Raw genomic sequence first — 14,917 nt, 5'->3', positions numbered from 1 at the left:
GACTTGCATGTGTTAGGCCTGCCGCTAGCGTTCATCCTGAGCCAGGATCAAACTCTTCATCGTTGTTCTTTATATATAATTCCGATCAACAATATTGAATATCCTAAACTCTATTAATGAATTTTTTAATCTTAGTTTAATTTTCGCAATAACAAGTTTTAGAATTTCCAAAACTTGAAATACGCGTTGTCTATCAATATATCAATGAACTTTTTACTATTTCACATTTCCAATTAAAGTGGAAATTTAAATCTTAAGTCAAGCCTTATGTCTTTCCCTAAGCGGGTGCAAATATAGACCTGTTTTTTAAATAAAAAACTAAATTTTGAATTTTTTTTTGATTTATTTTTTAAAACACTATAAATCAAATAATTACTTCAAAATAAATCTTTAAAAAAGGGTATTAAATTTAAAGGATAATAATGATATATGCAACTATTTTTTTTGCTGGGAATTACGCCCCCATTTATTGATCAGAGAAGCGTAATCATAATCTAAAACGGTCTTCTGTCTCGTGAGCTTATTATCAGCAAAGGCCCGTTGCAAAATATCTTCAATAAGATAGTCTTCATGAACCTGATCGGGATGAAATTCTTCCTTAAGGTTTATTTTAAAAACTTTAGCCGTAGTATTGTACCAGAAGGCCCGCCATCCATTCCGTAACTCCTTCACCAAAGCAAAGGACGTTTTTCCGGTTTGCCTATAAATCAGTTTTACAAGAATCTGCCCTTCTGTTCTTGTCAGTTTTTTTAATTCTTCGGAAAACTCTCCCTCAATATACTTTTGGACCTTTCGCGTATATCTTTTTTTGTGTCGCTTCTTCTTAATGTATTGTAAGCTATCGTTCAATTCCACGAGACGTTCTGCGGCCAGTTTTGCATAAGGATATACTTTAATGGTTTTACGTCTCAATATATAATATCGTAATTTCTCTTTCCTAGAAGCAAATTCCAACTTACCAAAAATGTAGACTTCTTCTAAAGGTATGGAACTATGAAAAATAGAATCTCCCGCAATCTGGATATAATCTTCAACAATGGAATCAGTAGGCTGGGGCACTTGAGCCATACCCAAGAAACCCACAGAAACTAGTATCCATATGAGTAATATTCTTCTTTTCATCTTTATAGCACTATGGCCAACACAAAATTAACGATAAACATCTGATGTTATTATTAAATAAAAGTGAATATTGTTAAGTTTGTACAGCACAGGAAAATTGTATCGGGCTCTTTTATTACCATAATAATTTTATTAGTAATACGAAGAAAAAGCCTTTCTGGTTTTTTAACTTTTAATCCATATCGCCAGCTATTGCTTTTCCTAACAACAAAATTCTTTTAAACAAATATACATGAGTTCAAAAAAAATTATCACGAAAAAATCACTCAATTTTTTTGAAAAATACCTTAACAATGCGGCACCAACAGGGTATGAATGGGAAGGGCAGAAATTATGGATGGAATATTTAAAGCCCTATGTAGATACTTTTATCACGGATACCTATGGTACCGCAGTAGGTGTCATTAATCCCGATGCCAAATTCAAAGTGGTCATCGAAGGCCATTCTGATGAAATCTCCTGGTACGTAAATTATATTACAGACAACGGATTACTTTATGTTATTCGCAATGGGGGAAGTGATCATCAGATCGCTCCTTCCAAATGGGTCAATATCCATACCAAAAAAGGAATTGTAAAAGGTATTTTTGGCTGGCCTGCCATACACACGCGAAACCGCGCTAAAGAAGAACCCCCTAAACCAGATAACATTTGCATCGACATAGGCGCCAAAGACAAGGAAGAAGTTTTAAAAATGGGCGTTCATGTGGGTTGCGTAATTACCTATCCCGATCAGTTTCAAATATTAAATAAAGATAAATTTGTCTGTCGTGCCATTGATAATCGCGCTGGTGGATTTATGATTGCAGAGGTTGCACGACTTATACATGAAAATAAGAATGAATTGCCTTTTGGGTTATATATCACGAATTCTGTTCAAGAAGAGATTGGACTTCGAGGAGCAGAAATGATCACCCAGACTATTCAACCGGACGTAGCTATAGTCACTGATGTGTGTCATGATACGACCACACCCATGATCGATAAGAAAGTACAAGGCCATACCGAAATGGGATCGGGTCCTGTAATTTCATATGCCCCTGCTGTGCAAAACAAACTTAGAGAGCGCATTATAGAAACTGCTGAAGCCAAAAAAATACCTTTTCAACGAATGGCGGCTTCCAGATCTACAGGAACAGATACGGATGCTTTTGCCTATAGTAATGGCGGTGTTGCCTCTGCATTAATTTCCCTCCCCTTACGTTATATGCACACCACTGTTGAAACGGTGCATCGGGACGATGTGGAGAATGTAATTCGCTTGATCTACGAAACCCTGCTCACGATTAAGGAAGGTGAAACCTTTAGTTATTTCGATTAATATGATAAACAAACGCTCTTCTTTTAATTTAGGAGAGCGTTTTTTCATTGGACCTATCCCTTAAAAATGGATGAATTAGTAGCGATTTTAGATGCCCAAGGTAAGCCGACAGGAAAGACGGCAATGAAGTCCGAAGCCCACCGGTTTGGTTGGTTCCACCCCACGGTACATATTTGGTGCTATACTTCAGATGGCCATGTTTTGCTGCAACAACGCGCTAAAAACAAAAAGACTTTTCCCCTTCTATGGGATGTTTCTGTTGCTGGGCATATCGCTGCAGATGAAGATATCGCATTAGCGGCGCAACGCGAAATAGAAGAAGAAATAGGTCTTAAAATAGTTCCTGAGGAATTAGAAAAAGTGGGCATTTTTAAATCCATTCACAAGCACCATGAGAAATTGATTGATTGTGAATTTCATCACACTTTCCTTTGTGCTTTGGAAGTTCCATTACACCATCTACAAAAACAAGAAAGTGAAGTGGCCGATTTGAAGTTGGTCCCTCTGGCAACTTTGGAACGCACTCACGCACAACCACACTTTGTTCCCCACAAAAAATCGTATTATAAAAGCATTATCGCAGCACTTAAGAAAAAACTATAGTACTTCTGCAAAAAGAGCAAAATCTTCTAACTTGTACGTTTCTTGTGTTCCCTTAGCCATATCCTTGGCAACGAAGGTACCCTCTTTACGTTCTTGCTCCCCAATCATGATTACATAAGCCACTCCCCTTTTGTTGGCATATTTCATTTGCTTTTGCAATTTGGTATCACTGGGATATACATCTGCTTTAACACCAGCCTTCCTAAGGTTCCTGGTCAATTCTAACGATAAGAGCGCCTCTTCTTCCCCAAAATTGACGCAAAGTACTTCTAAAGATCGTTTAAGTGCTTCTGGGAAAAGGCCCAATTCTTCGAGCACCAAATAAATACGATCCAAGCCAAAGGAAATACCAACGCCACTAACATCTTTTAAGCCAAAAATGCCGGTTAAATCATCATAACGGCCTCCTCCTCCGATAGAACCCATTTTTACCGTCTCTGGCGCGGCCACTTCAAAGATGGCACCTGTATAATAATTTAGTCCCCTGGCCAAAGTAACATCAATGGACAGTTTAGCAGATTGCAAGCCTAAACGCTCCACAGTCTCCACAATATACTTTAGCTCCCTAACGCCTTCCGTTCCTTCATCGGAAGAACTCAAAAGTCCCGAAAGCACCTCCAATTGCTCCAGATTCGTACCTTTTAAAGAGAAGAGCGGAGTGACCTTTGCAATCGCATTTTCCGAAATACCTTTGCTCAACATCTCTTTTTTGACACCTTCTTCTCCGATCTTATCCAATTTATCCAAGGCTACGGTAAAAGGCACCAATAAGTGTTTGGCCCCAATAACTTCGGCTATGCCAGAAAGCACTTTTCTATTGTTTAGCTTAATGGTGGTTCCTTTTAACCCCAGCTCCGTAAAAACCGCATCATACAACTGTACCAATTCTACTTCCTGCAATAAAGAGTCACCTCCAACCACATCGGCATCGCATTGAAAAAACTCGCGAAAACGTCCTTTTTGAGGGCGATCTGCTCTCCAGACCGGTTGAATTTGATAGCGCTTAAAAGGGAAATCAATTTCATTCTGATGCATGACTACATAACGGGCAAAGGGAACCGTGAGATCATAACGCAATGCTTTTTCCGATATTTTAGGAGTTAAGGAACTGGATTTTTTTGAGCTATAAGTAACATCATCCACTTTACTAATATAATCCCCAGAATTCAAGATTTTAAAAATAAGGCGATCTCCCTCATCCCCATACTTTCCCATCAGGGTTTCCAAATTTTCAAAAGAAGGGGTTTCTATAGGTTGGAATCCAAAGGTTTGAAAATGTTTTTTGACGATATCAAAGATGTAGTTTCGCTTTGCAATTTCAACGGGAGAGAAATCTCTAGTCCCTTTGGGTATACTTGGTTTTTGTGCCATGAATTTTTAGATAACGAATGCAAATATAATTACTTTGAACGGCCCATAGCTTTTAAGTCCGTAAATATACATATGGAAAAAGGCTTGTTAGCCAATGATGGCATCAAACCACTGATACAATTCGCCCTTAGTAATTGCTGCACCTTGTTGTATGAGATTAAATTTATCCTGATTTTTATCGTCGGAATACGCTTTAGAAGCTGTTAGGTACTCTACAAAATCCGATTGATAATTTGTACGGAACCAGCTAAAACCTTCTTGAGTGGTTAAATCGACATTTGGATTGGATACTTTTACAGAAATCAACTTCATTTCTTTAGGCTCCATATGAAACAGATGCATATGCTGGGCAGAAATGTTCTCCATATATACGACCTTCCCCAAAACGCCTTCCCATACCAAATCCGAGAATACATCAATCTCCTCTTCCGCAACTTGGGGCTTATTTTCTTTGATGTCCTTCCATTCTTCTGCAGTAATGGATTGGGTTGCCAGAAAATTAATAAACTCCTGTTCCAATTCCTCCAACTGCTGTTTTGTTAGCCTTCTATACTTCATGCGGCAAAAATAAAAATGCTATTTCAATTGAAAGCTAATTTTTGGTTGAATTTTTACCTCTTCGCGGTATTTGTGCGTATTCTCTTCTCGTCGCAAAATAATTCCAAGCTTTTCCCGTTTTGCTATGTAGTTTTCTGAAATCCAGGTAGATTATACAATCTTTTAGGTTGTAGAAAGAAATAACCCAAACCACAACTCATGAAAAATAACCTTCTTCTTCTTAGTGTCTTTCTTGTAAGTTTAAGTTGTATTGACAAAAACCCAAAGATTGATGAGTCCAAATATATTGCCATGCAGCAGGAATACGAATCTGAAAAATCGGATCTTGCCAGTGTCAAAACCAATTTTCTTTCAGCCAATAAAGCTTCCATAAACGAGAAGCTCCTTTTTTTTGAGAAAATAAAGGATTCCGCCTATAGCAGTGATCAGGTTTTACTCGATAGCACATATTATCTGTCCGACACTCCGGTCAAATTGGTAAATTTCCCTATGAGTCTCAAACAGCGATTTGTTATGTCTACCACTCGCACCTCCCGAAATACCGATGATGATACGAGGCAGAAAGCTATTTTTCTGGCACGACAAGGGAATGAATTTGCAGAAAAAGCTTTTAGTGAGCATTATCAGGAAATATATCCTTGCGAAGACTCCTTGGAAGGAAACTTATGCTCTGACTTAAAAATGAACGACCTTAAAACCTTTCTTGACTTAAAATATGCTTTCGTAGTAGATGGATATCGCATTACGGAACCTGCCTTGGAAGATTCCAAAAACTTCACCCCTGGATTGTTCTTCGCCGCTGTAGTGGTCCATGATATTGAAAAAAATGAGGCCCTAATCCGATTTAATATTGCCGCTTCAAATAGTGAGGAAGTACAGTATAGAGAAGGTGGTTATTTGGATGAAGATCCTTTGAAAAAAATACAGAGCGACTTCGAAATAAACATCAAAAAAGAAATTTGGGCCGCTTGTCAAAAGCACTTTGATATTGGCACTTCGCGCTATTGATATTGCTATAGTTGCTTGATTCAGCATTTTTAAAGGGCCAGAAATCCCTGCCTCAATTTATGAGCCACCAATATTCCCCCTACTCCATTTAGGTTCTGCTTTATTCCGGAGAAAGCCTTAAGTCATAAAGAATTTCCATTGGATGCAGACGGGTTGCAATGGGCTTAAAACAAAAAAAGAACTGGGCCATTACGCAATTGTGTAATGGCCCAATTCTTTGAGGTATTTATCTCCTATGAAATATCAGCTCTTATCTAGTTTTGCTCGCTCCATATCTTGAAATTCAAAACACCATCCTAAGTCTTCAATTTTGGCATTCTCACCATACTCACGGTATTCCTTATTCAATAATCCCATTAAATTTTCTTTTTTAACGGTAAAATTATTGTAGATATACTCGTTGTTTTTAGCAATTTCACTGCTAATACTGTACGCGTATTGGTTATCTCCCAAAAGGTCCAGATAACCCGAAGCGAATTCAATATGTTCTTCATCATAGGAATTTACCTTTAAAATAACATAGGTAGAATTATACCTATCGTTGGAGCATTCATAGGCTTTGAACTTATAATAATCTCCCGTGGTGGGGTACTTCATCATCATTTTGGTCATCGCTTGATTTTCGTAAAACCGATTCTCTCTGGAAATATCATTCAGTTTTTCGGCACCTACAAAAATTATACCTCCTACAAAGGCAAGAACCAACAACGCAAAACTATACCAAGGTGTTTTAACCCCCTGCTGTTGTATTCTAGATTTAATATCCTGAGGCATTTCATAATAGTTGGAATCCCCCTTCTTTTTTACGACGTAAAGTTTACCAATGGGAAAAAAGGGAATCCAGAACAAGTGAAAATAACGCTGTCTAACTTGGAAGTCGATACCTTCGGCTCCCGGTTCCTGTGGGATTCTTAAATCTCGAAAAGAAAAGCTTTTAATTTTAAAATTATTATGTCCAAAAACAATCATAAGATATTGGTTTTAAGGTGTATTCCATAAGTTGTGTTCCAGACCGAAAACAAAACGCTAGTTCTCTTCTTTTAGTATATTTTAGCCGAATTCCCTTAGAAGGTCCCATAAAAAAACCACGCCTAAAGCGTGGTCTTTATTTTTAGAATAATACATCCTTAAAAAATATAGCGAACCCCCACTTGAGCCCTCCATCTGGATCTCTCAAAAGTATTGGCCGTAAAGGTATTTCTTTGCTCAGGATTGAATGTAAAAGTAGGTGTATTGGTATCGTCTACAGTAACACCCAACAACTGGTCAAAACTCTGTACATCAATAACGCCCCAATCAGAATTGATTAAATTCCCTACATTCAAAACGTCCAAACTCAATTGGAATTTATGGCGGTCATTGATTTTAATATCCTGTAGGATTTTCATATCCCAACTCCCTCTCCAAGGTGCCAAGGCCCCATAACGTTCCGCATATTGCCCTCTACGATCGCTTAAGTAGTCATCCTGTTGAATAAAAGCCTCAAAGGCTTCTGCTTGTCCAGCACCGCTAAATTGCATCTGTCCTAATTCTGTTGCCGTGGGAATATAGATTAAATCATTTATTCCAGATCCATCATTATTGATGTCTCCTCCATAGATATAATTAAAACGTCCCCCCTGGGCATATTCAAAAAAGGTAGAAATGGTAGTTCCGGTCTTAAATTGTTTAGAGATAACCCCAATCACGCGATGTTTATCCCCAAAACGGGAATTGGACAATACTGCTTCATTGGCATCTCCCACAATGGCATTGGCATTAAAGGCATCACTTGTAATTTCCGCATCTACCGAATTCACTTCTTTAGCGTCCAGATAACTATATGCCAATTGTGCATACAGGCCATTATCCCAGTTCTTTTCGGCTTTCACGGACGCATTGATGATTCTACCCGCATCTGCATTCGTAAATACATAGGCATTGGTCGGCGCTCCAAAAATCTGGGCCTTATCCGTGGCATCTACATATATCGCTCTATTATCCACGCCGTTTAAGGTAGCGGATGGTCTGTTCAGGGCAAAGTTCTGCACATGGGTAGGATTGATGTCTCGGGTATATGCAAAATCGGCAGTTAGCACCAATCCATCTTTAAGACGTTTATCCACTCCAATATTCGTACGCCATACCTGTGGCCATTTGAAATCTGGATCTACCAGTTGGTAGAAGAAAAAATCGGTTGCCTGCACCTGATTTCCCAGCCAAACAAAAGGGAAACGTCCTGTAAAAACTCCCGAACCACCTCTGAGTTGCAAAGAATTGTCCCCATTGACATCCCAATTGAACCCTACACGTGGAGAAATCAACCAATTGTTCGTAGGCAACTGCTCTGAATCCAAGGTAATGGGTTGATTGGTATCTGGATCAAAATACTGAATATCCGGAGCATAGGTGCCCCCTTCGGACAACAAGCCTCCTTTTCTTGCAATATTCTCTTGAATCTTTTCCCTTGTATCAAAATACAAAGGGCGATCAAAACGTACTCCATAGGTCAATTTAAAATCTTCCGTAGTATCCCATTCATCCTGCAAATAAAAAGACAATTGCCCCACATTAGTCTCGGCAAGGGCCCACCCTCCAGGAGCTCCTGTAGGCAATGCATTGTTTCTATCAAATGTGGCTCTTGCATTGGTAAAAGCATCTCCATATCGCGTTGCCAAGAATTGCTGGAACGCTGCCAAATCCGTTTCGCCGGTAACGTCATCAATATAATTTGTATCTGGGATCCCATCACCATCCAAGTCCGTTTCTTGGTCAATGGCTATACTACCAAAAAGATCAAATCCATAGGCGGTTAAGTTAAAGGAATTATCAAATTCGAATTTCTCAAAAGAGAAACCAATGGTATAGGTATGATTGCCTTTAAAGTAATTCAAATTATTGGTAATCTGGAACACCTGTTGATCCAAACGGTTGTTCACCGAAAAAGGTTCATGCCCTGCAATGATGTAATTTGTTCCGCCTCTAGTAATATTAATAGAGGGAGCCGGAGTGGAAAATGGATTCCTAAAATCATCAAACTTGGTATATCCCATCTGCACTTTGTTAATGACATTATCCGATAAGGTGGAATTCAACTCCAATTGTACCGATTGAATATTATTATTGATCTCGTAACCCGAATTTTCGAACTGCAGGGTTGTTATACTAGGTCCCCTGAAGGTAATGGCATTTCTATTGGCGGGCAAGCCCCTAGAGGCATTTAAAAAGTTATAAATAATGGCCAATCTGTTCTTATCATTGATATTCCAGTCCAATTTTAAAATCCCTTTCGTAGATTCTTGATCAAAGTTAAAGCCTTCAAATCTACCGGTATCATATCCCAATGCGGCCAAACCTTGTTGCACGGCAATCAGATCTTGTTCCAATACCCTGGATTCATTGATGGCCCCGGTTCCCCGATTGGGCACAAAGCCATCTGTACCCAAAGAAGTAAGGTCGTCTTTTTCAAAATTTGCAAAGAAAAACAATTTGTTTTTTATAATAGGCCCACCTATACTAAAACCATACTGCGTTTGTTCCAATCCAGTTTTTGAAACATCCTCCCCATTGATCTTTCCTCCCGTTAGATCGTCATTTCTAAAGAAGCCGTAAGCTGTTCCATGAAATTCGTTGGTACCACTTTTGGTTACCGCATTGACCGATGCTCCTGTAAAACCAGATTGTGTGACATCGTAGGGTGCAGTAGTCACTTGTATCTGATCGATAGCATCAATAGATATGGGTGTAGCGTTAGCCTGACCTCCAGGCTGTGCTGCATCGAGGCCAAAAGGATTATTAAAAATTGCCCCGTCTAGTGAAAAGTTGTTAAACTGATCATTTCTACCTCCAAAAGAACCGTTACTTGCCGTAGGTTCCAAACGGGTAAAATCATTGGTAGATCGTGAAATTGTGGGCAGGCGCGTTAGTTCCCTTCTCCCGACGCTGGTTTCCGCCCCAGTTCTGTCACTACCAAAAGTTCCCGTACGATCCGAAACCACAACGACCTCGTCCAATGCCTGACTTTCAGAAACCATTTTAGCATTGTAATTATAGGTTTTTCCCAGGGATAGATACACATTGTTTTCTACCTGATCTTTGAAGCCTATATAGGAAACTGTTATGGTATAAGGGCCTCCTACTCTTAAGTTTAAAAGATTAAATCTTCCATCTTCGTTGGTAATTGCACCATAGCGCGTACCTGTAGGCGTATGTACGGCTACTACATTTGCCCCCAATAAGGGAACATTTTGATCATCCGCGATGGTTCCCCGAATATTTGAGGTAGTCACCTGCGCCATCGCTATGGTTCCAAAAAAAAGGAAAACCACAGCAAGAAATAGCTGTTTTTTCATTTTATGTAAGTTTTAGTTTGCTAAAGTTAAAAGTAACTAAAACCCAAAGAAAAAGGCTGCAAAATTGCAGCCTTTTCTAACTTAATATAAACAGTTTATTAACTTTTTGCCTCTGCAATTACTTCAAAAGGTAAGTCAACAATAACATCTCTATGCAAACGGATACTCGCATTATAAGGTCCGGTTCTTTTGATAGAACCTCCTTTGATTTGAATAAATTTCTTATCAATATTCTGACCCGCTTTCTCCAATGCCGCAGCGACATCGATATTCGTCACGGAACCAAATAATTTTGTTCCTGTTTCGGATTTTGCACTGATCTTTATTTCTAATTGCTTAATGGCCTCTGCTACTTTTTTAGCATCGTCCACAATTTTCTTTTCTTTATGCGCTTTCTGTCTTAAATTCTCTGCCAATACCTTTTTAGCAGATGGCGTTGCCAATGCAGCCAAACCTTGAGGAATAAGGAAGTTTCTTCCATATCCATTCTTTACGGTGACCAAATCGTCTTTAAAGCCCAAATTCTGTACGTCTTCTTTTAATATAAGTTCCATAATCTAGTCTTTCTTTTTATTTTAATAAATCACCAACATATGGCATTAATGCTAAGTGTCTTGCTCTTTTGACAGCAGTAGCCACTTTTCTTTGATACTTCAAAGAAGTACCTGTTAATCTTCTTGGCAATAATTTTCCTTGCTCGTTTACCAATTTGATCAAGAAATCAGGGTCTTTATAATCTACGTATTTAATACCAGACTTCTTAAACCTACAATATTTCTTTTGCTTATTGGTCTCAATATTCAATGGGGTCAAATATCTAATTTCCCCATCTTTTTTTCCTTTAGCTTGTTGTTCTATAGACGACATAACTTATGCTTTTGCTTTGGTTTTTAACTTTTCTCTTCTTCTCTCTGCCCATGAAATTGCGTGCTTGTCCAATTTAACGGTCAAAAAACGCATTACACGTTCATCTCTTCTGAACTCCAACTCATAAGGAGCAACTACTTCTCCTGGAGCGGCAAATTCAAAAAGATGGTAAAAACCACTTTTTTTGTGTTGAATTGCGTAGGCCAATTTCTTTAGCCCCCAATTTTCTTTAGCTACCATTTTGGCGCCTTTACTAATTAAGAAATCCTCGAATTTCTTAACTGTTTCCTCTATCTGCGTATCAGATAGAACGGGATTTAAAATGAAAACAGTTTCGTAATGATTCATATTATTTTATATTTTAAGGAGTGCAAAAGTAATAAATATTCATTCGTTTCACAAGAAAATGAAAAATTCTTCGTTATAGTCTGTAGAATCATATAAATTGAATGTAACCAAATCTTTAAATGAACATGCATTGGCATATTACTACGGTGGCATAATATTTGCAAATTTTTGCAGATAAACGTGTTTTTTTAGTACTTTGTCGATGATTTAACCCTACAAATCAACCCATTTATGAAATTAAGAAGTATAATCGTAGACGATTCATCGATGCAGCGTATGGCAGTTGCAAAGTTGGTGAATAATCATCCTAATCTTGCTTTGGTCGCTGAGTATAGCAATGCCATTGAGGCAAAGAACGGGATAAAGAACAACGAAATCGACCTCATTTTTCTCGATGTAGAAATGCCGATAATCAGTGGATTCGATTTACTTGAATCTCTTGAAAACAGACCTCAGGTTATTTTAATCACCGGAAAGCCGGATTATGCCTTGAAAGCATTTGATTATGATGTAACCGATTACTTGCACAAACCCATTACTATGGTACGCTTTGATGCTTCGGTAAAAAGAGCTATCGCCAAATACGAACAAGCAAATCGTGTAAATGAGGATGAGGAGCATATTTTTGTAAAAAGCAACTTGAAGAAGCGCAAAGTAATCCTTAATGAAATAAAATGGATAGAAGCTTTAGGTGATTATATCAAACTCGTTACCGATGAAGCAAATATTGTGATTCTTTCTACCATGAAATCTTTTGAAAAACAATTGCCGGAAGATAAGTTTTTAAGGATTCACAAATCTTATATTGTAAATCTCGAAAAGGTTGAAAAATTCAACAGTAAGAATGTTGAAGTAAGCGGAAAGCAGATTCCTTTGAGTAGAAATAAAAAAGCGGAATTGGCCGAAGCGTTGAACAACGTATAAGCTATATGTGATCTACATTGTAGATGACTCGGACGCCGCGATAAAATGAAATAGCATTAAAGGATTTTTCTATTCTTTTAATGCTATTTTTTGTTTTGGGCAAAGAACTTTCCCTAGAAATCTTAATGATAATATTTTTAAGGTACTGATTGCGAATCCTAGCCACAGGAGGGTATTCTGGCCCCAGAACATTTTTCCCTAAAACATTTCGCAAGGATTTAGCAAACCAATCCGATGCCTCATTCAGTTTATTGTAATCTTTATGCTTTAAGGTAATCTTAATAATTCTATTTACCGGAGGGTATTGGTATTGCCTTCTCTCATACAATTGTTCTTGAAACATTTCCGCATAGGACCCCGTAGTTACCTGCTTTAAAATTTGATGAAAAGGATTATAACTTTGAATGATCACCTTGCCTCTTTTTTGTGTTCGCCCTGCCCTACCGGCCACTTGCGTCAATAGCTGAAAGCTTCTTTCATGCGCCCTAAAATCAGGAAAATTGAGCAAGGCATCGGCATTCATAATACCTACCAATCGCACATTTCTAAAATCCAAGCCCTTAGTGAGCATTTGCGTACCCACCAAAATATCGATTTCCTGTTGTTCAAAAGCGGTAATTATTTTTTCATAGCCATGTTTCCCCCGGGTAGTATCTAAATCCATACGCCCAATCTTATGCTTTGGAAAAAGACCTTTCAATTCCTCTTCTACTTGTTCCGTACCAAAACCTTTGGTATCCAATAACCCACTACCACAAGCTTGGCAACTCTGTTGTAAGGCCATATGATATCCACAATAATGACAACGCAATTGCTTTCTGCGTTGATGAAATGTCAAGCTTACATCACAGTTGGGGCATTGGGGGGAATGTCCGCAGGTAACACATTCCATGATGGGCGCAAACCCCCTCCTATTTTGAAATAGAATTACCTGTTCCCCCAAATCCAAAGTCTCGGTAATCTCTTCGAGCAAACGTTCCGAAAAATGTCCTTTCATCCTCTTTTTTCGATGTTGCTCCTTGATATCCACCAACTCCATGTCTGGCATCAGTACATTTCCATAGCGTTTTTCAATACTGGCATACCCGTATTTTTCCGTTTTTACATTATAAAAACTCTCTATACTAGGCGTTGCGGACCCCAATAGAATATTGGCTTTGTGAATATGCGCCAATACAATGGCACTGTCACGGGCATGATATCTCGGTGCCGGGTCATATTGTTTAAACGAACTTTCGTGTTCTTCGTCTACAATGATCAATCCTAAATTGGAAAAAGGAAGAAACAACGAGGATCGGGCTCCAATGACTATCTGCGCTTTTTCCTTTTTAAGTAGTACATTATTCCACACTTCTACCCTTTCCTGAACATTATATTTGGAATGGTATACTGCAATCTTTTCGCCAAAGTACAATTGCAATCTGGAAATCAATTGTGTCGTAAGGGCAATTTCAGGAAGGAGATACAAGGCCTGTTTCCCAGATTGAATGCAAGCATCTATAAGTTTTACATATACCTCGGTTTTCCCCGAAGAGGTAACACCATGCAATAAGGTAGTCTTCCCTAATTTAAAATTTGAAGTGATAGTCTCGAATGCTTCCAGCTGATACGCATTTAGGGATTTTAATCCTTCGCCTTTCCCCCCATCGTAATTCACTCTATCTTTTCTGATGGAATATTCCTCCAAAACACCTTTATCCATTAGGGCTTTAATACTACTTCTAGAACCTCCACTTTCTCTTTCCAATGCAGAGATCTGGATCGGCTTTTTCTCACTGGCTTGCAGCTGAAACAATAAAAGTACCACCTGGCTTTGTTTAGGCGCCCGGGTCAAACTATAAAGTAACTGTTCTAATTTTTCTTCGGAACGATAGGCTTCCGCCAAGCGGACATAGCGGACCATCTTTGGTTTGTATTGCTCATACACCTCTTCTTTGAGGACAATAATATCTTTGGCCAGCAAACGGTTTAATATGGGAAGAACATTCTTTCGATCAACTATGGCACTTATTTCATGAACACGCAAAACTGCTTGATGCAATAGGGCTTCAAAGACCAAAAACTCATCATCTTTTAATGCCTGTTCATCTACAGTTACACCCGGCTTCCTAAGTATGAGCGTTTCACTTTCCAATAAAAAAGCTCCGGGTACCGCTGTCCTAAAGACTTCACCTGCTGTACAGAGGTAATAGGAGGCCATCCATGACCAGTGCTGCAGCTGAAAAGAATTCACTATGGGGTGATCATCCAAAATCTGATCAATTTCCTTTGCCTCATAGATCTGGGGAGCATTATGATGCACTTTAAGCACTAAGGCGGTATAAATTTTGGATTTTCCAAAAGGCACTGCAACACGCATTCCGGCTAGCAAAAACTTTCCTTCGGTATCACTGACACGATAGGTAAAATGATTTTCCAGTGGAATGGGCAATATTACATCAATAAAGTACTGCATGAAAGCTGA

The 14,917-nt window shown here is 38.6% G+C and carries 13 protein-coding genes and 1 rRNA gene; 4 read left to right on the top strand and 10 right to left on the bottom strand.

Annotated elements, in window-relative coordinates:
• Window positions 1-63 (bottom strand): 16S ribosomal RNA (locus ACEXOE_RS20220); the annotation flags it as partial.
• A 372-nt stretch (window positions 64-435) separates the two neighbouring features.
• Window positions 436-1,122, bottom strand: coding sequence for a DUF4294 domain-containing protein (locus ACEXOE_RS20215; RefSeq protein WP_394750672.1), 687 nt, complete (start codon window positions 1,120-1,122; stop codon window positions 436-438).
• Between the two features lie 232 nt (window positions 1,123-1,354).
• Here ACEXOE_RS20215 and ACEXOE_RS20210 point away from each other — a divergent pair, with 232 nt between their 5' ends.
• Both ACEXOE_RS20210 and ACEXOE_RS20205 read left to right on the top strand, forming a co-directional pair.
• A complete protein-coding gene (locus ACEXOE_RS20210) occupies window positions 1,355-2,443 on the top strand; it encodes a M42 family metallopeptidase (protein ID WP_394750671.1) in 1,089 nt (362 codons plus the stop codon).
• Between the two features lie 66 nt (window positions 2,444-2,509).
• The gene (locus tag ACEXOE_RS20205; RefSeq protein ID WP_394750670.1) at window positions 2,510-3,046 is read left to right on the top strand and encodes an NUDIX hydrolase; all 537 of its coding nucleotides are present in this window, start codon (window positions 2,510-2,512) and stop codon (window positions 3,044-3,046) included.
• Here ACEXOE_RS20205 and hisS read toward each other — a convergent pair.
• Window positions 3,041-4,417, bottom strand: coding sequence for a histidine--tRNA ligase (gene hisS / locus ACEXOE_RS20200; RefSeq protein ID WP_394750669.1), 1,377 nt, complete (start codon window positions 4,415-4,417; stop codon window positions 3,041-3,043). The genes ACEXOE_RS20205 and hisS overlap by 6 nt on opposite strands.
• An 87-nt stretch (window positions 4,418-4,504) precedes the next feature.
• Entirely contained in the window at window positions 4,505-4,975 is a 471-nt protein-coding gene (locus ACEXOE_RS20195) for a DUF6495 family protein (RefSeq protein WP_394750668.1), read from the bottom strand.
• Between the two features lie 198 nt (window positions 4,976-5,173).
• Here ACEXOE_RS20195 and ACEXOE_RS23740 point away from each other — a divergent pair, with 198 nt between their 5' ends.
• Complete coding sequence (locus ACEXOE_RS23740; protein WP_449619019.1) at window positions 5,174-5,983, top strand: hypothetical protein; 810 nt, start codon at window positions 5,174-5,176, stop codon at window positions 5,981-5,983.
• 243 nt (window positions 5,984-6,226) lie between these two features.
• Here ACEXOE_RS23740 and ACEXOE_RS20185 read toward each other — a convergent pair whose 3' ends face one another.
• The 5 genes from ACEXOE_RS20185 to rpsF form a co-directional block, all read right to left on the bottom strand.
• Window positions 6,227-6,952, bottom strand: a complete 726-nt coding sequence (locus tag ACEXOE_RS20185; protein ID WP_394750667.1) for a hypothetical protein — start codon at window positions 6,950-6,952, stop codon at window positions 6,227-6,229.
• A gap of 158 nt (window positions 6,953-7,110) precedes the next feature.
• Window positions 7,111-10,314 (bottom strand): TonB-dependent receptor, encoded by a 3,204-nt coding sequence (locus tag ACEXOE_RS20180; RefSeq protein WP_394750666.1) that lies wholly within the window; start codon window positions 10,312-10,314, stop codon window positions 7,111-7,113.
• Between the two features lie 98 nt (window positions 10,315-10,412).
• Entirely contained in the window at window positions 10,413-10,868 is a 456-nt protein-coding gene (gene rplI / locus ACEXOE_RS20175) for a 50S ribosomal protein L9 (protein ID WP_394750665.1), read from the bottom strand.
• A gap of 16 nt (window positions 10,869-10,884) precedes the next feature.
• Window positions 10,885-11,181, bottom strand: a complete 297-nt coding sequence (rpsR, locus tag ACEXOE_RS20170) for a 30S ribosomal protein S18 (RefSeq protein WP_062054635.1) — start codon at window positions 11,179-11,181, stop codon at window positions 10,885-10,887.
• A 3-nt stretch (window positions 11,182-11,184) separates the two neighbouring features.
• On the bottom strand, window positions 11,185-11,529 hold the full coding sequence (rpsF, locus tag ACEXOE_RS20165; RefSeq protein WP_394750664.1) for a 30S ribosomal protein S6: 345 nt from the start codon (window positions 11,527-11,529) through the stop codon (window positions 11,185-11,187).
• Window positions 11,530-11,760: 231 nt separating this feature from the next.
• On the opposite strand from rpsF, the gene ACEXOE_RS20160 reads away from it, so the two are divergent.
• Window positions 11,761-12,453, top strand: coding sequence for a LytR/AlgR family response regulator transcription factor (locus ACEXOE_RS20160; protein ID WP_394750663.1), 693 nt, complete (start codon window positions 11,761-11,763; stop codon window positions 12,451-12,453).
• A 1-nt stretch (window position 12,454) separates the two neighbouring features.
• On the opposite strand, the gene priA is transcribed toward ACEXOE_RS20160, so the two are convergent.
• On the bottom strand, window positions 12,455-14,908 hold the full coding sequence (priA, locus tag ACEXOE_RS20155; RefSeq protein WP_394750662.1) for a replication restart helicase PriA: 2,454 nt from the start codon (window positions 14,906-14,908) through the stop codon (window positions 12,455-12,457).
• Window positions 14,909-14,917: the final 9 nt, after the last annotated feature.

It is taken from the genome of Spongiimicrobium salis (assembly GCF_043678055.1).
Classification (GTDB): Bacteria; Bacteroidota; Bacteroidia; order Flavobacteriales; family Flavobacteriaceae; genus Spongiimicrobium; species Spongiimicrobium salis.
Note: the sequence above shows the minus strand (reverse complement) of the source record. Positions and strands in the feature narration are given on the sequence as shown.